This is a genomic window from Paraburkholderia sp. BR14374, assembly GCF_040948685.1.
GTDB classification, from domain to species: Bacteria; Pseudomonadota; Gammaproteobacteria; order Burkholderiales; family Burkholderiaceae; genus Paraburkholderia; species Paraburkholderia youngii.
Map to the genome: position 1 here is coordinate 339937 of NZ_JBFPKF010000004.1, position 21027 is coordinate 360963.

16 protein-coding genes are annotated in these 21027 nt (G+C 65.1%); 12 read left to right on the top strand and 4 right to left on the bottom strand.

The features are described 5' to 3' along the window. Positions 1 to 83 precede the first annotated feature (83 nt). The 4 genes from AB3X86_RS11825 (at position 84) to AB3X86_RS11840 (ending at position 4115) form a co-directional block, all read left to right on the top strand. Positions 84 to 806 (top strand): haloacid dehalogenase type II, encoded by a 723-nt coding sequence (locus AB3X86_RS11825; protein ID WP_176123700.1) that lies wholly within the window; start codon positions 84 to 86, stop codon positions 804 to 806. Positions 807 to 1029: 223 nt separating this feature from the next. Next, positions 1030 to 1884 (top strand): MurR/RpiR family transcriptional regulator, encoded by an 855-nt coding sequence (locus AB3X86_RS11830; protein ID WP_176123833.1) that lies wholly within the window; start codon positions 1030 to 1032, stop codon positions 1882 to 1884. A gap of 312 nt (positions 1885 to 2196) precedes the next feature. Then, positions 2197 to 3525: an aspartate aminotransferase family protein gene (locus tag AB3X86_RS11835; protein WP_368596112.1), complete on the top strand. Its 1329-nt coding sequence runs from the start codon at positions 2197 to 2199 to the stop codon at positions 3523 to 3525. A 35-nt stretch (positions 3526 to 3560) separates the two neighbouring features. After that, on the top strand, positions 3561 to 4115 hold the full coding sequence (locus tag AB3X86_RS11840; RefSeq protein ID WP_368596316.1) for a carboxymuconolactone decarboxylase family protein: 555 nt from the start codon (positions 3561 to 3563) through the stop codon (positions 4113 to 4115). 157 nt (positions 4116 to 4272) lie between these two features. Here AB3X86_RS11840 and AB3X86_RS11845 read toward each other — a convergent pair whose 3' ends face one another. Further along, a complete protein-coding gene (locus AB3X86_RS11845; RefSeq protein ID WP_368596113.1) occupies positions 4273 to 4581 on the bottom strand; it encodes a DUF4148 domain-containing protein in 309 nt (102 codons plus the stop codon). A gap of 321 nt (positions 4582 to 4902) precedes the next feature. Between AB3X86_RS11845 and AB3X86_RS11850 the strand changes: the two genes are divergently transcribed. The 4 genes from AB3X86_RS11850 to AB3X86_RS11865 all read left to right on the top strand — a co-directional run bounded on the left by AB3X86_RS11850 (position 4903) and on the right by AB3X86_RS11865 (position 8514). Next, complete coding sequence (locus AB3X86_RS11850) at positions 4903 to 5328, top strand: OsmC family protein (protein WP_176106089.1); 426 nt, start codon at positions 4903 to 4905, stop codon at positions 5326 to 5328. A gap of 192 nt (positions 5329 to 5520) precedes the next feature. Then, positions 5521 to 6150 (top strand): TetR/AcrR family transcriptional regulator, encoded by a 630-nt coding sequence (locus AB3X86_RS11855; protein WP_368596114.1) that lies wholly within the window; start codon positions 5521 to 5523, stop codon positions 6148 to 6150. 56 nt (positions 6151 to 6206) lie between these two features. Further along, complete coding sequence (locus AB3X86_RS11860; RefSeq protein ID WP_368596115.1) at positions 6207 to 7760, top strand: MFS transporter; 1554 nt, start codon at positions 6207 to 6209, stop codon at positions 7758 to 7760. A gap of 484 nt (positions 7761 to 8244) precedes the next feature. Continuing rightward, positions 8245 to 8514 (top strand): YodC family protein, encoded by a 270-nt coding sequence (locus AB3X86_RS11865; protein ID WP_368596116.1) that lies wholly within the window; start codon positions 8245 to 8247, stop codon positions 8512 to 8514. Between the two features lie 78 nt (positions 8515 to 8592). Here AB3X86_RS11865 and AB3X86_RS11870 read toward each other — a convergent pair whose 3' ends face one another. Beyond that, complete coding sequence (locus AB3X86_RS11870) at positions 8593 to 8904, bottom strand: superinfection immunity protein (RefSeq protein WP_368596117.1); 312 nt, start codon at positions 8902 to 8904, stop codon at positions 8593 to 8595. 168 nt (positions 8905 to 9072) lie between these two features. On the opposite strand from AB3X86_RS11870, the gene AB3X86_RS11875 reads away from it, so the two are divergent. Together AB3X86_RS11875 and AB3X86_RS11880 are read left to right on the top strand one after the other, a co-directional pair. Then, positions 9073 to 10530 (top strand): M20 family metallopeptidase, encoded by a 1458-nt coding sequence (locus tag AB3X86_RS11875; protein ID WP_368596317.1) that lies wholly within the window; start codon positions 9073 to 9075, stop codon positions 10528 to 10530. Positions 10531 to 10620: 90 nt separating this feature from the next. After that, the gene (locus tag AB3X86_RS11880; protein WP_368596118.1) at positions 10621 to 11724 is read left to right on the top strand and encodes a malate/lactate/ureidoglycolate dehydrogenase; all 1104 of its coding nucleotides are present in this window, start codon (positions 10621 to 10623) and stop codon (positions 11722 to 11724) included. An 18-nt stretch (positions 11725 to 11742) separates the two neighbouring features. On the opposite strand, the gene pdeR is transcribed toward AB3X86_RS11880, so the two are convergent. Beyond that, positions 11743 to 13746 carry a cyclic di-GMP phosphodiesterase gene (gene pdeR / locus AB3X86_RS11885; RefSeq protein WP_368596119.1) on the bottom strand — a complete coding sequence of 668 codons (2004 nt, stop codon included), beginning with the start codon at positions 13744 to 13746 and terminating at the stop codon, positions 11743 to 11745. A 205-nt stretch (positions 13747 to 13951) separates the two neighbouring features. Continuing rightward, the gene (locus tag AB3X86_RS11890; protein WP_368596120.1) at positions 13952 to 18493 is read right to left on the bottom strand and encodes a DEAD/DEAH box helicase; all 4542 of its coding nucleotides are present in this window, start codon (positions 18491 to 18493) and stop codon (positions 13952 to 13954) included. 271 nt (positions 18494 to 18764) lie between these two features. Between AB3X86_RS11890 and AB3X86_RS11895 the strand changes: the two genes are divergently transcribed. Both AB3X86_RS11895 and AB3X86_RS11900 read left to right on the top strand, forming a co-directional pair. Then, positions 18765 to 19856: an aldo/keto reductase gene (locus AB3X86_RS11895; RefSeq protein WP_368596121.1), complete on the top strand. Its 1092-nt coding sequence runs from the start codon at positions 18765 to 18767 to the stop codon at positions 19854 to 19856. 118 nt (positions 19857 to 19974) lie between these two features. Continuing rightward, positions 19975 to 21021, top strand: coding sequence for a YncE family protein (locus tag AB3X86_RS11900; RefSeq protein WP_368596122.1), 1047 nt, complete (start codon positions 19975 to 19977; stop codon positions 21019 to 21021). Positions 21022 to 21027 lie beyond the last annotated feature (6 nt).

Genomic DNA, 21027 nt, shown 5'->3' on the forward strand with positions numbered 1-21027 from the left:
TTCGCTGCTGCATTAAAGTTCTGGTTCCGGCAGTTGCTCAATCCATTGTGATTTTCATCATGGACATCTGACAGGAGAGAGTCGTGAAACTGACCGATTTCGAGGCACTGACTTTTGACTGCTACGGCACCTTGATCGACTGGGAGAGTGGCATCTTTGAAGCCCTGCAGCCTCTGCTGGAGCGAGCCAGGACGCCGCTCACACGCGACCAGGTTCTGGAAGCCCACGCTCGCCATGAGTCGTCGCAGCAGATATTCACGCCCGCGAAGCGCTATCAGGAACTGCTGTCCATCGTGTATAAGCGCATGGCAGAGGAATGGGGCCTGCCCTACACCCACGAAGAATGCGTGGCGTACGGTCGCTCGATCAGAAACTGGCCAGCATTCCCCGATTCGGCGGCCGCGCTGCAATATCTGAAGCAGCACTACAAGCTGGTCATCCTGTCGAACATCGACAACGAAAGTTTCACCTACAGCAACGCCAGGCTGCAGGTTGAGTTCGACGCGATCATCACGGCGGAGGACGTCGGCTCCTACAAGCCGTCGCCGCGCAACTTCGAGTACATGCTTCAGAAGCTCGATCAGCGGGGCATCAGGAAGGGAAAAATCCTCCACACCGCAGAAAGCCTTTTTCATGACCACAAGCCCGCAAACGAGTTCGGGCTGGCGTCGTGCTGGATTTACCGTCGCCATTCGCAGCCGGGCTTCGGCGCGACGATGGACCCGGGCTCGCAGCCGAACCTCGACTTCCGCTTCAACAGCATGGCTGACTTCGTCGACGCGCATCGGGAGGCGCTGGTGGAGTGAACTGACGGGTGATCGGAACAAACTCGTCGCGGCTGGAAGCCGCTGCCACGGAACTCGGCAGCGCCGCGCTTGCGCTGTCTGCGGACTTGCGCGATCCCGCCGACCTCGGCCGCGCAATCTGGAGTCACTTAAGGGCGCCAGAGCGTCTTCGCGCCGTTGAAACACTGCTACCCGGTGGTAACATTTGTTGTCATCTCTTACCGCGGCGCCGCGCCACCTCAACATGCCAGACAGCTTCGATCAGCTCGTCGCCCTGATCCGGGCGCGCTTCCCCGAACTGAGTCCGCAGTTCCAGATGGGGGCGGGCTTCCTGCTCGATCACCCGGACGAGGTCGCGGTGTCGTCGATGCGCAAGGTGGCCGAGCGCGCGCAGGTGCAGCCGGCGTCGCTGGTGCGGCTGTCGCAGCAACTGGGTTTTCCCGGTTGGAACGAATTGCGCGATCTGTTCGTCGCGCGCGTGCGCACGCGGCCCGAGCCGTTGACGAGCCGGGCGCGCTCGATGGTCAAATCGAAAGATGCGCTCGCGAACGACCTGCTCGTCGCGCAACAGCACAATCTCGAAACGACCGCCGCGCATAACGGTCGCGTGATCGTCGAGGCCGCGCGGGTATTGCGGCGCGCGCCGCACGTTCACGTGGCGGGCTTCCGCTCGTGTTATCCGGTGGCGTTCGGCCTCGTCTATGGCTACCGGCTGTTTCGGCCGTCGGTATCGCTGCTCAACGGCGAGGCCGGCACGCTCGAAATGCAGCTGCGCACGATCGAGCGAGACAGCGCGACCATCGTCATCAGCTTCGCGCCGTATTCGGTCGAAGCCGCGCGCGTCGCCGAGGCCGCGCTCGAAAAAGGCAGCAAGCTGATCGCCATCACCGACAGCGCGGTGTCGCCGATCGCGCTGAACGCCGACAAGGTGCTGATTTTCTCGCACGAAAGCCCGTCGTTCTTTCCGTCGCTGGTGGCCGCCACCGCGATCACCGAAGCGCTGGTCGCGCATCTGCTCGCGCTCGAAGGCGCGGATGCGCTCGAACAGCTCGCGCTCGCCGAACAATCGCTGCATGCGAAGGGCGCGTACGTGCCTTGAACGATTGCGTGAGGGCACGCCGCGCTCCAACTGGTGCCGTCCAACAACGTTTGACAACAAATGTTGTATAGGCGTATAAATACGTACCGATTGTTGAATATCGGTGCGGCCCGTGGCGTCGATGCAGCGACGATCCGCACCATTCCGACGACGAAAACACCTTAGCGACCGTGCTGTTCGGCATCGGCAGTGCGGGCGTGTCGATGAGGCGTATCGCCAGCGGCAATGCGTGTTCGACACTTTCATCGCGTGCGCGACGCCCGAGCCGGCCTGCGTCTCAGTCCGCACCTCCATCAGCAGGAGCTGAACATCATGACCAACGTTTTTCATCGTTCTCCGAAGCAGTCCTTGCCGGTGGCCGTCGCGGGCGACGGCATCGAAATCATCGACTCCACGGGCAAGCGCTATATCGACGCGTCGGGCGGCGCCGCCGTGTCGTGCCTCGGCCACAGCAACCAGCGCGTGATCGACGCGATCAAGCGGCAGGCGCAACAGCTGCCGTACGCGCACACGTCGTTCTTCACGACGGAGCCGGCCGAGGAACTGGCCGACCGGCTCGTGGCGAGCGCGCCGGCCGGACTCGAGCACGTGTACTTCGTGTCGGGCGGCTCGGAGGCGATCGAGGCGGCGCTGAAGCTCGCGCGTCAGTATTTCGTCGAGAAGGGCGAGACACAGCGGCGTCATTTCATCGCGCGTCGGCAGAGCTATCACGGCAACACGCTCGGCGCGCTCGCGATTGGCGGCAATGCGTGGCGCCGCGAGCCGTTCCTGCCGATCCTGATCGAAGCGCATCACGTGAGCCCGTGCTACGCGTATCGCGAACAGCGCCCGGACGAAACCGAAGAAGCGTTCGCGCAGCGTCTGGCCGATGAACTCGAGCAGAAGATTCTCGAACTCGGCGCGGACACGGTCGCCGCATTCGTCGCGGAAACGGTGGTCGGCGCCACGGCGGGCGCGGTGCCGCCGGTGCGCGAATACTTCCGCAAGATCCGCGCGGTGTGCGACCGCTACGGCGTGCTGCTGATTCTCGACGAGATCATGTCGGGCATGGGCCGCACCGGTTATCTGTTCGCGTGCGACGAAGACGGCGTGGCGCCGGACATGCTGACCATCGCCAAGGGCCTTGGCGCGGGTTATCAGCCGATCGGCGCGACCCTGGTCAGCGACCGCATCTATCAGACGATCGTCGGCGGCTCCGGCTTCTTTCAGCACGGCCATACCTATATCGGCCATGCGACCGCGTGCGCGGCCTCGCTCGAAGTGCAGCGCGTGATCGCGGAAGACAATCTGCTGGCGAACGTGCAGGCGCGTGGCGAGCAGTTGCGCGGCCGGCTGCGCGAGCTTTATGCGCAGCATGCGCATATCGGCGACGTGCGCGGGCGCGGCTTGTTCGTCGGCGTCGAACTCGTGAAGGATCGCGGTACCAAAGAGCCGTTTGACGCCAAACTGAAACTGCACGCAACGATCAAACGCGAAGCGTTCGCGCGCGGCCTGATGGTGTATCCGATGGGCGGCACCGTCGACGGCAAGAGCGGCGACCACGTGCTGCTCGCGCCGCCGTTCATCTGTACGGCGCGCGACATCGACGAAATCGTCAGCCGCCTCGACGATGGGATCGGCGCGTCGCTCGCCGCCGTCTAAGCTGTTCCGAACCATTGCCCTTAGCGAGAACCATGATGACCGAGCGCTTGCCTCACTTCGAGATATCCACCGCCACGCCCGAGCAGAAGGCGGTGCTCGACGAAATCCTGTCCGGCCCGCGCGGCAACCTGAACGGGCCGTTCCTCGGCTGGATCCATAGCCCCGAACTTGCGCAGCACGCGCAACGCCTCGGCGCGTTTTGCCGCTACCAGACCGGGCTGCCGCTGCGGCTGTCGGAACTCGCGATTCTGGTCACCGCTTCGCGCTGGCAGGCCCAGGCGGAGTGGCACATCCACTATCCGATCGCGCTGCAGGCGGGCGTGGCCGCAGCGGAGGCCGAGACGATTCGCCAGGGGCGCCGCCCCGAGTTCGCCGATGCCGACGACGCACTGATCTACGACTTCGCAAGCGAACTGTATGAGACCAGGCGCGTATCGGACGCGACGTATGCGCAGGCGGTCCGTCGGTTCGGGCATCAGGTCGTGATCAACCTGGTCGGCCTGCTCGGCTACTACGCGCTGGTCGCGATGACGCTGAATGTGTTCGACATGCGCGCAGTGGGTCAGCAAAGCCTGCCGTTTCCCGAATAGCGCGTTTACCGTCGGGCGGCCGCACAGCAGCGCCGCACGCGCCAAGCAAAAAAGCCCCGGTTGCCGAACTTTGCGACCGGGGCTTTTTACTGCGTGTTGCCTTAACTGCCAGCGTGCTCAGTTAGCACGCTTAGTTAAGACGCTCGGTTACCACCTTTTAGTTACCGCGATACGTCGAAAACAGGCGTTGCTGCACCGTCGCCGGCGCACCTGCTTCCGACGAACTGGCCTTCGCGCCGCCGACATCCTGCGTACCCTCCGCCGAAGCGGTGACGATCGTCGAGTCCTGCGGCAAGGACTTCGGATACGTGGTGTCGTTCTGGTTCAGAAGGCCCGCTTTCTGCGCGGCTACGAGTTCGGCGCGCACCTGAGCGCGCGTGATCGGACCGTTTGCCTGCTGGGCGAACGACACTGCCGGAACGATAAGAGCGGATGCGACGACAACTGCGGAAAGAAGCGATTTCATGACGACCTCCAAATTGATTGTGTGGTGGACCGGTTTGAATTGCATTTCCGGATCCGTTGAACGCAGTCTATTTCTTACGAGGCCGGCAAAAAAGCGGCTTTCTGGCGAAATATTGTTGCGGGTTTTGAGATAGTAAGAAGGGCGCTTTTCCGCGCCGAAACACGGAAGCGCCTATCATGAAATCCGGTCCACGCCCGCGCCTGCAAGCCGCGCGGCACCTGCGACCGATGCCCAGGCGCGGACACATCCGGGCGGACCGCCGCGGCGGGCATCATCTTCGGTCGAGCAGCGTGCGCGGCAAGGCATCAACAGGAGAGAGCAATGAAGCGCAAGGCATCGGCAGTCTGGCAAGGCGGCCTGCAGAACGGCAAGGGCTCGATTTCCACCGACAGCGGCGTCCTGAAGGACACCCAGTACTCGTTCGCGACGCGCTTCGCGGACGGCATCGGCACGAATCCGGAAGAGCTGATCGCGGCTGCGCATGCAGGGTGTTTCTCGATGGCGTTGTCGGCGGAGCTGGGCAAGGCCAACATCACGCCGGAGCGGATCGGCACCACGGCCACCGTCACGCTCGACAAGGACGGCGGCGGCTTCACGATCACCGCGGTGCATCTCGACGTCACCGTAAAGATTCCGGGCGCAGACAAAGCCGCGTTCGACAAGGCCACGGCGGACGCGAAGGCCGGTTGCCCGGTGTCGAAGGTACTGAATGCAACGATTACGATGGATGCGAAGCTGGAGACCTAAGCTTTTGCTGTCACTTTCAGCGCAACGAAGCCGGCGAAGGGCGATGCCCGCCGCCGGCTTTTTCATCGCGGTAGTCGGAATGAACGGATGACCCCGACGCCAATAGGCCTACGGAAGGCCGTCCTTAATTTATTGAACATCCAGTCATAATATCCACAGACCGACGCGAACATTGCAACGAGGTCATCGCAATTGAGTCATTCCAGGCAAGCCGCGAAAAAAGCCGGCGAAACATCCCAGCGGGGCCGTCCGCGCGAGTTCGACACGGACACCGTGCTGGCGAACGCAAGCCAGGTGTTCTGGGATCACGGCTACCACGCGACGTCGATCGACGATCTGTGCAAGGCCACCGGTCTGCTGCGCGGCAGCCTGTACGGCGTGTTCGGCGACAAGCACGGCATCATGCTCGCCGCGCTCGAGCATTACTCGGAAGGCGCGGTCGCGCGGCTAGCGCAGCGGCTGAGCGCGACGGCTGATCCAGAGCAGGCGCTGCGCGACGCGCTGCTGCACTACGCGCGGGTGTCATGCGCGTTGAGCGGCCGGCGCAGTTGTTTCATCACGAATGCGACGCTCGAAATGCAGCCCGATGACGAAGCGCTGCGCGCGCGCGTCGCAGCGATTCAGCGCCGCATGGCGACCTTGCTCGCGGCAGCGGTGATCCGCGGGCAGGCGAGCGGCGCATTCGATTCGACACTCGACGAAAAAGCCGTCGGCGATTTCCTGTTATGCGTGATGCAAGGCTTGCGGGTCATGGGACGGGTCGCGCATGAGCAGGATGCGCTGATCGCTATCGTCGATGTGGCGATGCGCGCGCTGGTTTAGCAACTCGTTCGCGAACACAGCCGCAAGTTTTTTAACTATTTTTTGAACGGTCGGTCATGAAAAGCGAAGCAATCAAGTCCGCTCCGGCGGCATTCGGTGGATCCGCTTGCGGCGCGGGGAGCGCAGCTGGGGCCGTGACCGGCCCTGGACCAGCGATGGCAGGCCTGGCTGTCGCCGCCAAAGCGGCGGCGCCCGGCTTCCCGCGCCAGGCGCTCGCGCTCGCGGTGCTGTTCGTCGGCGCCTTTCTCGCGCCGCTCGATTACTTCATCGTCAACCTGGCGCTGCCGTCGATTCACGCGGGCCTGAACGCGAGCGACGCACAGCTGCAACTCGTCGTATCGGCCTATGCGTCGGCCTACGCGGTGCTGCTGATCACGGGCGGCCGCCTCGGCGATCTGTTCGGCCGCCGTCGCATGTTCATGACGGGCATGGCGGCATTCGTGATCGCGTCGGCGTTGTGCGGCTTCGCGACGAGCGGCCATATGCTGGTGATCTCGCGCATTGTGCAAGGCATCGCGGCCGCGGTGATGGCGCCGCAAGTGCTCGCGACGATTCGCGCGGTCGTACCGTTGCATCAGCAGACGCGCGTGATGAGTCTGTATGGCTTCGTGTTCGGCTTGTCGTCGATCGTCGGGCAGCTCGGCGGCGGCGCGCTGATCACGTATCACCCGTTCGGGCTCGACTGGCGCGTGATCTTTCTGATCAACATCCCGATCGGCATTGCGGCGTTCATCGGCACATGGAAGTTCGTGCCGGAGAACCAGCCGGCCACGCATACCGGCGTCGATCTGAAGGGCGTTGCGCTGCTGTCGGCGGTGCTGCTGCTGGTCATCTATCCGATGACGCACGGCCGCGAAGCCGGCTGGCCCGCGTGGACATTCGCGATGTTCGCGCTCGCGGTGCCGGTGTTCGCGCTGTTCGTCGCGACCGAACGGCGCGTCGAGCGCGGCGGTGGCCATCCGCTCGTCGATCTGCAACTGTTCCGCAATCGCGCGTTCGCGCTCGGTCTGGTGCTCGCGTTCCTGTTCTACTGCAACAGCGCGTTCTTCCTGACCTACGGCATCTTCCTGCAGACCGGCCTGCACTGGACGCCGCTCGCGTCGGGCATCGCGATCATGCCGTTCGCGCTCGGCTTCGTGATCGGGCCGCTGACGTCGCCGGCCGTGGTCAAGCGCATCGGCGCGCATGTGCTGACGCTCGGTTTCTCGATGATGACGCTGGGCTTCACCGTGACCGGCTGGTCCGCGACCCAATCCGCGACGCCCGATCTGCTGTTCTACTGCGGGCTGGTGTGCGCGGGTGTCGGACATGGTCTGCTGTTGCCGTCGATCATGCGCATCGTGCTGCAGGAGGTGGTGCCCGAGAAGGCGGGGCTTGCATCGGGTGTGGTGTCGTCGACGTTGCAGATCGGCTCCGCGTTCGGCACCGCCGCGGTGAGCGGCGCGTTCTTCGGGGCGCTCGGTGGCAGCACGGCACCCGCGTCTTATGCACACGCGTTTCAGTTGAGCCTTGCTATCAATGCCGCGCTGATGTTCGTGTGTATCGGCCTGAGCGTGCTGCTGGTGCGTCATCAGCAAAGCGTACGGCGCTCAGTCGCTCCGGCGGTTTGAAATTAAGCCGTTGGTAATCGTTTTCATTAGTTGGCTTGCTCAGAAAAATCGTTCAATTTGAACGAAGCGGTATAACGAACTACGTGGCATTTACCGGCGATCTGCTCGTTCACAGGTAATTCTGATTTAGATCAAATGGGGCTTTCTGATTAACGGCTCAACGCTATTGCGTCAGATTTTCTAATCAGAGGAAACGGGCGCCGTATTTTCTACCGGCCTGCGAACCGCCGGCAGTAACTGTTGCAATTGTGCGGTAGCGCACATAGGGTTAGCCGCAATGTTTTCGCGGAGAATGTTTTGGAAATGCCGGGAACTTTAACCGTTTGGCATCAACGTCGGTTCACTGAAAACGGTATCAATAAAAAGCGCTTGCCGCGTTTAAATTCGATTGTTAATCTGTCTAAACTTTAGAGTACCCATTCAACAGGTCGAAGTCGTTAAAGCCGGGCTCAACTTAAAAACGCTCAAGATAGGGGGACCAAAGATGCTGACCGCTACCATTGACGCATTCCAGACAACATCCGCCGCGTTCAACGTGGGCGACGTCGTCAAGTTAAAAGAAGGGGGCCCGCGCATGACCGTGACGTATGCAGGTCCGGTCGCGCGCAATCCGGGCGACTGGCTGATCTGCGAGTGGTTCGACGAACACGGCGAACTGCGTCATGAAACCTTTGCCGCGCAAGCCGTGCGTGCGGAACCGCGCTCGATTCCGGCGGCCTCGGTACAGTGGAGTCGCATCGGGCGCGCGGCCTGAGTGACGCACGTGCGCTTCAATCAAGCCGTTTCCTGTTATTTGTTTATTGCTCGTATTGCGCGAGCCGCCAGAATCGTTTCAGCGCTCGGGCCGGTCGCGCGCGGCCTCGCGTCGCCGCACGCGCAGTGTCAGTGCCGATGAAAACGCGCGCAAAGTCGACATCTTGCGAGTCTCGGCGACGTCGCTCGCCAGGCTCTCCGCCGGAATCGGCTGTAGCGCCCAATACAGCGCGAGCACCCAACCAAGCACGGTCCAGCCGAGGCAGGCGTTAAATAGCGCGAGCGTCAGCACGTCACGACGCTTGCGCCGGTCCGCGATGATCGCCGGCAGAAAATACAGCGCTAGCGCGAACGCCGCGCCGATGGCCTGAACGGCCACGTTGCCACTCATAAAAGCTCCCGATGCGCGATGCATGTAGTGATTGTCGCGCGAATGGCCGCCGCCCGCCGCGCACCCTGCGCGTTCCAGTCCCCACCCAATCACCGCAAGGGGTTCAGCCCGGCACGCATCGGGACTATGATGATCGTTTCGACCGAACAGTACTTCACGGACCCGATCATGATCACCGACACGACCCAGCAGGCCCACCTCAACCCGGACACGCTACGAGCATTCGTCGAGCGCAAGTGGAACGACGAGATCGTGCCCGCGCTGACGGACTACATCGCGGTGCCGGCCAAGAGCCCGGCCTTCGATCCCGACTGGGCGAAGCATGGTTACCTCGAGCGCGTGATCACCGACGCCGCGAAATGGGCCGAGCAGCAACCGGTGCGCGGCCTGAAGCTCGAAGTGATCCGCCTGCCGGGACGCACGCCGGTGATCTTCTTCGAGACCGCCGCGACGCGCTCGGGCAGCACCGAAACCATCGTGCTGTACGGCCACCTCGACAAGCAGCCCGAGTTCGATGGCTGGCGCAACGACCTCGGTCCGTGGACGCCGAAGCTCGAGGACGGCAAGCTGTACGGCCGCGGCGGCGCGGACGACGGCTACGCGATCTACGCGAGCCTGACGGCGCTCGCCGCGCTCGATGCGCAAGGTGTCGAGCGTCCGCGCTGTGTCGGGCTGATCGAAACCTGCGAGGAGTCGGGCAGCTACGATCTGCTGCCCTATGTCGACGCGCTGCGCGAGCGGCTCGGTAAGGTCGGGCTGGTCGTGTGTCTCGATTCGGGCGCGGGCAATTACGATCAGCTGTGGCTGACCACGTCGCTGCGCGGGCTCGTCGCCGGCGATCTCGAAGTGCAGGTGCTCGACGAGGGGATTCACTCGGGGGTCTACGGCGGCATCGCGCCGTCGAGCTTCCGCATCATGCGGCAACTGTTCGACCGTCTCGAAGACTCCGCGAACGGCACGCTGCTGCCGAAGGGTTTTCATTGCCCGGTGCCGGCCGATCGTCTGCGCGAAGCGGAGGCTGCGGCGAGGATTCTCGGCGACGACGTGTGGAAGAAGATGCCGTGGGCATGCGGGCAGGACGGCCGTCAGGTGCTGCCCACCACGACCGATCCACAGGAGGCGCTGCTCAATTCGACGTGGCGTCCTTCGCTGTCGGTGACGGGCGCGGCCGGCTTGCCCGCGCTCGCCGACGCCGGCAACGTGCTGCGTCCGCGCACCGCGTTCAAGCTGTCGCTGCGTCTGCCGCCGACCATCGAAGCGGAAAAGGCCGTCGCCGAACTGAAGGCGCTGCTCGAATTCGATCCGCCGTACAACGCGAAGGTCACGTTCAAGCCGGATGCGGGCGCGGCGAGCGGCTGGAACGCACCGGAGGTCGCACCGTGGCTGGCCACCGCGCTCAGCGATGCATCGCGTCAGCACTTCGGCGCAGACGCCGCCTACATGGGCCTCGGCGGCACCATCCCATTGATGAATGTGCTGAAGGCGGGCTTCCCGAAGTCGCAGTTCATGGTGTGCGGCGTGCTTGGGCCGAAGTCGAATGCGCATGGGCCCAACGAGTTCCTGCACGTGCCGTACGGCAAGAAACTGACGGCCGCGGTTGCCGAAGTAATCGCCGCGGCGCCGTGAGTCGTGGCCTCGTTTGAATGGGGCTCGGGCGCGACCCGGGCCCGTTGTTTACTGATGCTTCCTTCCGTTCGAACCACACCGACACGCTGAATGACCGACTCCCAGACTGCCCAAACCACCACGCCCCGGATTCCGGCCGATCAACTGCATGCCTACGTCAGGGCGATCTGGGAGCGAGCGGGCAGTGCGCCGCGCGAAGCGGAGCTGATCGCCGATCATCTGGTGGCCGCGAATCTGACCGGACACGACTCGCATGGCGTCGGCATGATCCCGCGCTATGTCGAATCGCTCGCCGACCAGCAACTGCAACTGAATCGGCATGCCGACGTCGTCAAAGACGCGGGCGCGGTGCTGACCATCGAAGGCGGCAAGGGCTTCGGTCAGGTGATCGCGTTCGAGGCGATGGAGCGGGGCATCGAGCGCGCGCGGCGGCTCGGCATCTGCGCGGTGGGCTTGCGCGGCGCGCATCATATCGGCCGCATCGGGCACTGGGCCGAGCAGTGCGCGCGCGCCGGCCTGGTGTCGTTCCACTTCGTCAACGTGGCGGGCGATCCGCTCGTCGCGCCGTTCGGCGGCGCGGACCGCCGCATCGGCACGAATCCGTTCTGCGCGGCTTATCCGCGGCCCGGCAAGCCGCCTCTCGTGCTCGACTTCGCGACCAGTACCATCGCGTTCGGCAAGACGCGCGTCGCGTACAACCAGGGCAAGCACACGCCACCCGGCGCGCTGATCGATCACGAAGGCATGCCGACGCTCGAACCGAAAGTCATGCACGAAGCGCCGTTCGGCGCGCTGACACCGTTCGGTGGCCACAAGGGTTTCGGGCTCGCGGCGATGTGCGAGATTTTCGGCGGCGCGCTGTCGGGCGGCTTCACGACGCACGCCGACACGCTCTGTACCACGCACGCGATCATCAACTGCATGCTGTCGGTGATCATCGATCCGAGCGCATTCGACGCGCCCGATGCGCAAGCCGAAGCCGATGCGTTCCTCGCGTGGGTGAAGGCGTCGCCGCTCGCGGCGGGCACCGAGCGCATCTACGAACCCGGCGAGCCCGAGCGCGTCACGCGCGCGCAACGCGAGGCCGCCGGCATTCCGATCGACGCGGCTACGTGGGCGCAAATTAACTCCGCGGCGCGCGCCGTCGGGATGAGTGAGGATGAAGTGGCAGGCTGGTCCGCGCGCCTCGGCTGAAGCGCGCGACGGCAAGGCTCAGGCGATCAGCCTGAGCTTGCGCTGATCGAGCAGCCAGCGCTCGAATTCGGCGACGGGCATCGGCCGCGCGTACAGGAAACCCTGCACGTAATCGACGCCCAGGCCCTTCATGAAGGTTTCTTCCGCTTCAGTTTCGATCCCCTCGGCGACGACCTGGAAATCGAGTTCCTGCGCGACCGCGACCATCGAGCGCACCAGCGCCTGTGCCTTCATATCAGCGTGGATCGAGCGCGTGAAGCTGCGGTCGAGCTTGATCACGTCGAGCGGAATACGGCCGAGTTGCGACAGCGACGAGTAGCCGGTGCCGAAGTCGTCCAGATGCACCTGCGCGCCGAGCTGCCGAAACTGCTTGATCAGTTCGATCGCGGCCGCTTCGTTTTCGATCAGACAGCTTTCGGTCAACTCGAGATCGATCAGGCAGGGATCGAGGCTCGCATGCTGCAACGCCTCGGTGAAATGGCGGACCACGGCCGTATCCGTGAGCTGTCGCGCCGACACGTTGATCGCCACGCGCAGGTCGTAGCCGGCCGCCTTCCAGCGGGCCGCCTGTTTCGCGGCGGTTTCCATCACCCAGCGGCCGAGCACGCCGATCAAGCCGGATTCCTCGGCATAACGGATGAATTCCGCAGGCATGATCTGCCCGCGCTCCGGCGAGTTCCAGCGCACCAGCGCTTCCGCGCCTTGCACGGCGCCCGTGGCGAGGTTCAGCTTCGGCTGATAGTGCAGCGCGAACTGGCCTTCCTCGAGCCCGCGGCGCAGATTCGTGTCGAGCCACATGAACTCAGCGACGCGGCGGTTCATGTCCGGCGAGAACACGCGATGCGTACGCTTGCCTTCGTCCTTCGCGACGTACATCGCGGTGTCGGCCGAACGGATCAGCGATTCGAGCGTTTCGCCATGCTCGGGCCAACGCGCGATGCCGATCGAGCAGCCGGTATAGACCTCGACGAGCCCGACCGCGAACGGCATGCGCATGCGATCGAGAATGCGCTGCGCGGTGTTTTCCAGGCCATGCGCGGAGCCCTTCGCCGCGAGCACGATGAATTCGTCGCCCCCGAGGCGCGCGAGCGAGTCGCCCGGATTCAGACAGTTGCGGATCGCGTCCGACACATCGCAGATCAGCCGGTCGCCGAACACGTGGCCGTAGTGATCGTTGACCTTCTTGAAGTTGTCGAGATCGAGAAACAGTACGCCGATGGTTTCGCCGGGCGCGGCCTGTTCGATCGCGATCTGGATGCGCTCCTGGATCGCGTTGCGATTGGCGAGGCCGGTGAGCGGGTCGGTGGTGGCCTGCTCGATCAGCCGGTCCTGCGCGAGCCGTTGCTCAGTGATGTCGGTGCCCGAGCAGATCAGGAACTGGTCTTCGATGCCGGTGCCGCTGCTCACGAACTTGTTGCGAAACAGGAACAGCCGCTCGCCATGCACCGTTTTGATGCGCCGTTCGATCTCGTACGGTTCGCCACGGTTGAAGAAGTGCGCGCTGACCTGGTTCGAGACCGCGCCGTCGTCTGACGACATGAACAGCGTCCAGACGCTGCGGCCGATGATGTCCTCTTCCTTGAGCCCGGTCAGCTCCTCGGCGAGCCGGTTGAAGCGCTGTATCCGGCCGTGCCGGTCGACGATGACGACGACGGAATTGACCTCGGAGACGACCTGTTCGGCGAACGACAGACCGTGCAGCAGCGCGCGCGCGACGGATTCGGTGTCGGCATGGGTCGAGGCGGTGCCGCCCCAGCGATGACAATCGAGTTTCTTGCCGACCAGATGCAGCCGCCGCGCCGCGCCGTCCAACTGCACGTCGACGACTACGTGCGAGGTGACGCCGCTCAGCGCGCGGATCTGGGAGGCTTGGCAAGAGTTGAGGGGAATGGCGACGCCGGCAGCCGCGTGGCCGTGCGCCGGCGCGAGTTCCAGCGTGTCGCTGGAAGCCGCCAGGCACCAGCGAGGGCTGCTCGTGCCGAACCGCGCGTGAAGCACCTGGTCGTGTAGCTCGTCGCTCATGAAATCCCCGGAGAGTGCCGGCGGTCGCTATCAAGGCGGGCGGCGGCAGACGGTCTTCCTCATACTAAAGTGAAACTGCCCCATTGTATCTAAGCGTGACAGTTCGAGCGAAGAATCATTAACGTTTTGCTAACCATGAGCACGAGCCGGGGTGGCCGCGCGCGGCGGCACGATGGCATGGCAAAACGAGGCCACGGTGACGTCGTTAGAAGCGGTGTGTGAGCAGCGCGCGGGCGCGTTCGCGCTCGATCGGATTGGCGTCGAGCGCTGCGTCGAACCAGAACTTGCCGGCCACCAGCGTGGCCGCCGGCACGCCGTCGCGATACAGCACGCGGTTGCCGGTCACGGCTGGCACCTTGTCGCCGACCAGCAGCGTGCCGACGAGATTCAGCGGATCGGTTCCCGCGACGCAGATAAGCGCACCGTCGTTCGCTTGCCGCCGCACCTCGCGCAGTAGCGGAATCGCCTCGGGCAGCGCGAACTGCTCGCCCGCGAGCCCGTTGACGAAACGCCCGCCGCGGATCACGCCACGCGCCTCGAGCCGCTGCAGCACGCGCAGCAGATCGCGCCACGGCGGCAGCCATTCGGCCTCGCGTTCGAGCACGCGCCAGAACACCACGCCGTAGCGGCGCAACAACGTCATTGCGACGTGTTCGAGCACCTCGGGCGGCAACTGACTGCGCCGCTCGGACGGATTTTCCGGCGCGACGGCGGACGGGCGGCTTACGAGCGCCCAACGCCCGGCGTCGTCCATGCCGCCGATCAGCGCGCTCGCTCGCGCGCGCCGGCTGCTGGAAAACGCGTTGCGTTTGGCGACCGGCTTCAGCAACGCGCGCAGACCCGCGAAGCTGTCCGAGTTCGCGAGGCCGGCCGCGACCAGCTCGCCGAGCGCGTTTTCGAGTTCCATGCGCAGCACGCGCACCTCGGCGAGCAGTTCGTCGAAGAACATCGCGCCATGTTGCGCGAGGGTGTCGTGCACGCTTTGCGCGAGCGCCGACAACTCGACCTGGCGCGCCGGATCGAGCAGCGCGCGCCACGCGCGCAACTGCGCGCGCGGCAGCAGCACGATCGGCGTGCCGCGGACCGGACCGGCGGCGCCGCGCGCCCGCTCGGTCAGGCGGGTCCAGACGATCTTGCCGGCGCGGCATAGCTCATCGAGCGAACTGCTGGTGTAGGCGCGCACCCGCGCGGGCAGGATGTCCTCCTCCCATGCGCCGGCCGCGGCCTGGAAGCCTTCGAGCTGGTCCAGCGCGGCGGCGAGCGCGTCGCGGCCTTCGGCGCGCGTGGTCGGCGTCAGATGCTGCCATTCGAACAGGAAGCGCATGAAGTCGTGCCGCTCGACCGGCTCGATCTCACGCCGCAGCCGCTTCACCGTGTAGCGATGGATGCGTGCGAGCAGGTGCCGCTCGCACCATTCTTCGTGGCTCGTGTGCGGCGTGAAGCGGCCGCGCAACAAGTAGCCTTCGGCCTCGAGCCGGATCAGCGCCGGTTCGATCCGCTCGGCCGGCAAACCGAGCGGGCGCGCGATCGCGTCGACCGTCAGCGGGCCGAAACCGGTCAGCCGCGCGCGCAGCACGTCGACGAGCGCGTCGTCGGCGCTCCAGCTTTCGGTGTAGCCCTTCGGGGCGCTCAGCGGCGGCGTGTAGCGATTGCGCGCGATGCCGGGGTAGAGCGCTTCGAAGCAGGTCAGACGTTCGGCGGGCAGCCACAGCGCGCCGTCGCTGACGTCGTCGTTGCCCGTGCTTGCGTCTGCTTGCGCGGCCAGCGGCAAACGCGTCGCCCGGCCGGCTTTCGCCAGCGCCGCAAGCAGCGTGGGCCAATCTTCATGCGTGCGCGCCTCGGCTTCCGTGATGCAGGCGAGGCCCGTCAGCGCTTCGTGCATTTCGTCGGCGTTGCGTGCTTGCGGCCAGGCCTCGTCGCGCACGCTGTCGATCGCGGCGGCGTCGAGCGCGCCGAGATCGTCAGCGCTTTCAGGGTCGGTCCAGCGGCGGTTCAGCACCGCCTGGGTGCGGCGCTCCTCGATCGGCGCGTCGTCCAGGTACGCGTACGGTTTCGCGGTCAGGATTTCGGCGGCGAGCGGCGACGGCGCCGGCAGATCACGCGCGACGAGCCGCAACTCGCCGTGCTCGATCTGGCGTAGCAGCGCGAGCCAGCGTTCGCTGTCCATCGCGTCGTGCAGGCAGTCGTCGATGGTTTGGTCAACTAATGGGTGGCGCGGCACCTCGCGTTCGCCGACGACGTTCTCCAGACACGCGGCCTGTTCGGGAAACACGCTTGCAAGCAGATCCTCGCTACGCATGCGCTGGAGTTGCGGCGCGGTCTTGCGCCCGCCCGTGTAGCGCGGCAGGCCGAGCGAGGTCGTCGCGTTCCAGCGCCAGCGCACGCCGAATAACGGCGCATCGAGCAGCGCCTGGATCAGCAGATGCTCGGCGCTGTTCGAATGCAGATAGCGCCACACATCGTCGAGCACGAACGAGTGGCTGCCGGTCAGCGACAGCACGATCGCGTCTTCGGTGGCCGCCGCCTGCAGCTCGAAGTTGAAGCTGCGGCAGAAGCGCTTGCGCAGCGCGAGCCCCCACGCGCGATTCACGCGGCTGCCGAACGGTGAGTGGATCACGAGCTGGGTGCCGCCCGATTCGTCGAAGAAGCGCTCCATCACGAGCGTGCTCTGCGTCGGCAAGACTCCGAGCGCGGCGCGGGCGCGCGCCAGGTATTCGACGATCTGGCGCGCGGCCGGTTCGTCGAGCGCCAGGTTGTCGGCGAGCCAGGTGATAGCGTGGTCGAGACGCGGCGTGGTGGGCTCGAGTTCGCTTGCGGCTACGGCGGTTGCCGTGGTTGCACGTGTGTCGCCCTCCGTCAGCAACGCTTCGACCTGCTCGCGCAATCTCGCGACCGCGAACGACAGCTCGTCGCTGCGCCCCGGCGCCTCGCCGAGCCAGAACGGAATGTTCGGCGGTTGCCCCTGCGCGTCCTCGACCCGCACGCGGCCGCTTTCGATGCGCAAAATCCGGTATGACGCGTTGCCGAGCTGGAACACATCGCCGGCGAGGCTTTCGACCGCGAAGTCCTCGTTGACGGTGCCGATATTGAGCGCCTGCGGTTCGAGCACGACCGCGTAATCGGCGTTCTCGGGAATCGTGCCGCCCGAGGTCACCGCGACCAGCTTGCCGCCGCGCCGGCCGCGCAACGTGCCGTTGACCGCATCGCGATGCACATACGCAGCACGCGGACCGTGGCGGCTCGTGTAGCCCTCGGCGAGCATGCGCAGCACCGCGTCGTATTGCTCGCGCGGCAGATCCGCATACGGCGCGGCACGCCGCAGCATGTCGAACAGCGCATCCTCGCTCCACTCGGCGCTCGATACCTCCGCGACGATCTGTTGCGCGAGCACGTCGAGCGGCGCGCGCGGGATGCGCAGCGCATCGAGCTCGCCACGCCGCACGCAATCGAGCAGCGCCGCGCATTCGAGCAGATCGTCGCGCGAGGCCGGAAAGAGGCGCCCCTTCGGCATGCCGCCGACGTGGTGCCCCGAGCGGCCGACGCGTTGCAGGAACGGCGCGATCGCGCGCGGCGAACCCATCTGGCAGACGAGATCGACGTCGCCGATATCGATGCCGAGCTCCAGCGACGCGGTCGCGATCAGCACGCGCAGCTCGCCGCGTTTCAGGCGCTGTTCGGCGTCGAAACGATGTTCTTTCGCGAGGCTGCCGTGATGCGCGGCGACCGCGTCCTTGCCGAGCCGCTCGGTCAGATGACGGGCGGCGCGCTCGGCCATGCGGCGCGTGTTGACGAAGATGAGCGTCGTGCGATGCTGCGCGACCAGCTCGGCGAGCCGGTCGTAGACGCGCTCCCACACTTCGTTGGCCATCACCGCTTCGAGCGGCACCGGCGGGATCTCCAGCGCGAGGTCGCGCGCGCGGACGTGACCCACGTCGATCACCGCGCACTCGGCCGGCACGTCGCTATCGAGGCTCGCGCGGCCGACCAGAAACCGAGCCACCGCGCTGACCGGCTTTTGCGTCGCCGACAGCCCGATGCGCGGCAGGGGCCGGCCGCAGAGCGCGTCGAGCCGTTCGAGGCTCAGCGCGAGATGACTGCCGCGCTTGCTGCCCGCGAGCGCGTGAATTTCATCGACGATCACCGTGCGCACCGTCGCCAGCATGCGGCGGCCCGAATCGGAGCCGAGCAGCACGTACAGCGACTCGGGCGTCGTCACGAGAATGTGCGGCGCGCGTTTTTTCAGCGCGTTGCGTTCCTGCTGCGTGGTGTCGCCGGTGCGCACGGCGGTGCGGATGTCGAGCGGCGGCAGGCCGAGGGCGTCGAGTTCGGCGGCGATGCCTTGGAGCGGCAGTTGCAGGTTCAGACGGATGTCGTTCGACAGCGCCTTCAGCGGCGACACGTAGACGACCAGCGTTTCGTCGGGCAGCACGCCGTCGTTCGCGAGGCCTTCCGACACCAGGTCGTTCAGCGCGGACAGGAACGCCGTCAGCGTCTTGCCGGAGCCGGTCGGCGCGGCGACCAGCGTCGAGCGGCCGCTGCGGATTTGCGGCCAGGCGGCGGCTTGCGCATCGGTCGGGGCGGCGAAGGTTTTCTGAAACCAGCTGGCAACGGCCGGGTGAAAGCCGGCGAGCGCCTGCGGGGCTGGCGGTAAGGCAGGTGCGACGGGCCGCGCCGCGCTCGCGGTGGAGCGGGCCTTGCGGGAGCGGGGCGCCGCGTCGAGTGCGGCGGCAGTTTTTGCCGAAGTCATGCTCGTGTAGATGAGGGCGGCGCGGGGGATATCCAGTGGGGGCGGCTGGATCAGTACCCGCTAATGTCGCCCGTTTTTTGCGGTTGCGGGGCATTCCACGCTGACTCGTAATAGCGGTCAGTCTCGCAGGTTTTCGGCGCTCGTGCGCGGCGCGTTGGGCGTTGCGTTACTGCTGGAATTCGTAGTTTCGCCGCGTGCGCCTCTCCTCCCAGCCTCCGCCATTTGCAGTACGCTTGACGATTCTCCCTGTCCCCACGATGGAGCGTCGACGATGCGATATAACCAGTTGGGCCGTACCGGTGTGTTTGTATCGGAGTTGTGTTTGGGCACGATGACCTTCGGCGGTGGCGAAGGCATCTGGCGGCAGATCGGCGATCTGCAGCAAAGCGACGCGGAGCGGCTGGTCGGCCGGGCGCTCGACGCGGGCATTAATTTCATCGACACGGCCGACGTCTACGCGGGCGGCCTGTCCGAGCTCATCACGGGCAACGCGCTGAAAAATCTGAAAGTGCCGCGCGACAAGGTCGTGATCGCGACCAAGGTGTTCGGCCAGACGGGCGAGTTCGCCAACGCGCGCGGTGCGTCGCGCTATCACATCCTCGACGGCATCAAGGCGAGCCTGAAGCGTCTACAACTCGATCACGTCGACCTCTATCAGATCCACGGTTTCGATCCGGCCACGCCGATCGAAGAAACCGTGCGCGCGCTCGATACGCTCGTGCAGCACGGCCACGTGCGCTATGTCGGCGTGTCGAACTGGGCCGCATGGCAAATCGCGAAGGCGCTCGGCATCGCCGAGCGGCTTGGCGCCGCGCGCTTCGAAACGCTGCAGGCGTATTACACGCTCGCGGGCCGCGATCTCGAACGCGAGCTCGTGCCGATGCTGCAAAGCGAAGGCCTCGGTCTGATGGTATGGAGTCCGCTCGCGGGTGGTTTTCTGAGCGGCAAGTACGGACGTGAACAGCAGGGTGAAGCGGGCAGCCGTCGCACGACTTTCGACTTTCCGCCGGTCAATCGCGAACGCGCGTACGACTGCATCGACGTGATGCGCGAGATGGCCGCGGCGAAGACCGTATCGGTCGCACAGATCGCGCTGGCGTGGCTGCTGCATCAGCGTGTCGTCAGCACGGTGATCGTCGGCGCGAAGAAAATCGAGCAGCTCGACGACAACATCGCGGCGACCAAGGTCGCGCTATCCGCCGATGAGCTCGCGAAGCTCGCCGAGGTCAGCGCGCTGCCCGCCGAGTATCCGGGCTGGATGCTGGAGCGGCATGGCGAACAGCGCCGGCAACAACTGGCCGAGGTTCGGCACGTCGTCAGCGATAGCGCGACGGCGTTCTCGCGAACGCTGAAGAAGGCCTGAATCTTTATCGTTGGGCGGCGCGAGTTCGATGCTCGCGCGGCCGCGATCTTCATCACATTTGCCACGCGATTGCGCGTAGACTTCACACGGCAGGTCTTCTTCCGCATCGGCCGCACCGATGCCCAGCGTCGTATTTCAGAGTCCTATCCGGTTCGTGACATTCGCATTCGCTTCGATTACAAAAACTGGCGCTTTCGTGGCGTTGGCTTGCTGTTCGCTGACATTGCCTCATCTCGCCCACGCCGCCGACAACGTGATCGTGCTCGACTCGGGCGAAGCGCAACTTACGTTGATCGATCCCGTCACGCACAAAGTGATCGGCACCGAGCCGACCGGCAAGGAGCCTCATCATCTGATGATCACGCCCGATGGTCGTTCGCTGATCGTCGCGGATGCGTTTTCGAACGACCTGATGTTCGTCGACCCGCACAGCGGCCGGGTGCAACGCCGTGTCGAGGGCATCGAAGACCCGTACCAGCTTGGTTTTTCGCCCGACCATAAGTGGTTCGTCACCGCGGGACTGAGGCTCGATCGCCTCGATATCTATCGCTACGATGGCGAGAACGTGACGCTCGCGAAGCGGATTCCGCTCGCGAAGACCCCGAGCCACCTGACCTTTGCAGCCGACAACCGCACCGTGTTCGTCACGCTTCAGGACACGGGCGAAGTCGCGGCGATCGATCTGCCGACGCAGTCAGTGTCGTGGAAGCTGCATGTGGGCAAGACGCCGGCCGGACTCTGGATGACCCCGGGCGATCGTTATCTGCTCGTCGGCATGACGGGCGAAGACAATGTCGCGGTGGTCGACTGGAAAAGCCGCCAACTCGTGAAGAAGATCCACACGGGCCGCGGCGCGCACAACTTCCGCAATCTCGACGATGGCCAGCATCTTGCCGTGTCGAATCGCGTGGAGAACACGATCAGCATTCTCGATTACAACACGCTGACCAAAGTGGCCGACATAACCGGTTTGATGCCGGGCCCTGACGACATGGAACTATCGGCGGACCGGCGCTATCTATGGGTCACGTTCCGCTTCGCGAGGCACGTCGGCGTCATCGACCTGAGCACGCATCGGCTGGTGGATACGATCGCGGTGGGGCGCTCGCCGCACGGTCTTTATTTCGCCAACCGCGCGCCGGTCTACGCGCCCAATCCCGACTGAGGCAAC

What these genes read in the sequence shown, in the direction of transcription:
- AB3X86_RS11830 (WP_176123833.1), top strand. Translation starts at nt 1,030, where the DNA reads ATGCCAGACAGCTTCGATCAGCTCGTCGCCCTGATCCGGGCGCGCTTC.
- AB3X86_RS11835 (WP_368596112.1), top strand. Translation starts at nt 2,197, where the DNA reads ATGACCAACGTTTTTCATCGTTCTCCGAAGCAGTCCTTGCCGGTGGCC.
- AB3X86_RS11840 (WP_368596316.1), top strand. Translation starts at nt 3,561, where the DNA reads ATGACCGAGCGCTTGCCTCACTTCGAGATATCCACCGCCACGCCCGAG.
- AB3X86_RS11845 (WP_368596113.1), bottom strand. Translation starts at nt 4,581, where the DNA reads ATGAAATCGCTTCTTTCCGCAGTTGTCGTCGCATCCGCTCTTATCGTT.
- AB3X86_RS11850 (WP_176106089.1), top strand. Translation starts at nt 4,903, where the DNA reads ATGAAGCGCAAGGCATCGGCAGTCTGGCAAGGCGGCCTGCAGAACGGC.
- AB3X86_RS11860 (WP_368596115.1), top strand. Translation starts at nt 6,207, where the DNA reads ATGAAAAGCGAAGCAATCAAGTCCGCTCCGGCGGCATTCGGTGGATCC.
- AB3X86_RS11865 (WP_368596116.1), top strand. Translation starts at nt 8,245, where the DNA reads ATGCTGACCGCTACCATTGACGCATTCCAGACAACATCCGCCGCGTTC.
- AB3X86_RS11870 (WP_368596117.1), bottom strand. Translation starts at nt 8,904, where the DNA reads ATGAGTGGCAACGTGGCCGTTCAGGCCATCGGCGCGGCGTTCGCGCTA.
- AB3X86_RS11875 (WP_368596317.1), top strand. Translation starts at nt 9,073, where the DNA reads ATGATCACCGACACGACCCAGCAGGCCCACCTCAACCCGGACACGCTA.
- AB3X86_RS11880 (WP_368596118.1), top strand. Translation starts at nt 10,621, where the DNA reads ATGACCGACTCCCAGACTGCCCAAACCACCACGCCCCGGATTCCGGCC.
- pdeR (WP_368596119.1), bottom strand. Translation starts at nt 13,746, where the DNA reads ATGAGCGACGAGCTACACGACCAGGTGCTTCACGCGCGGTTCGGCACG.
- AB3X86_RS11890 (WP_368596120.1), bottom strand. Translation starts at nt 18,493, where the DNA reads ATGACTTCGGCAAAAACTGCCGCCGCACTCGACGCGGCGCCCCGCTCC.
- AB3X86_RS11895 (WP_368596121.1), top strand. Translation starts at nt 18,765, where the DNA reads ATGCGATATAACCAGTTGGGCCGTACCGGTGTGTTTGTATCGGAGTTG.
- AB3X86_RS11900 (WP_368596122.1), top strand. Translation starts at nt 19,975, where the DNA reads ATGCCCAGCGTCGTATTTCAGAGTCCTATCCGGTTCGTGACATTCGCA.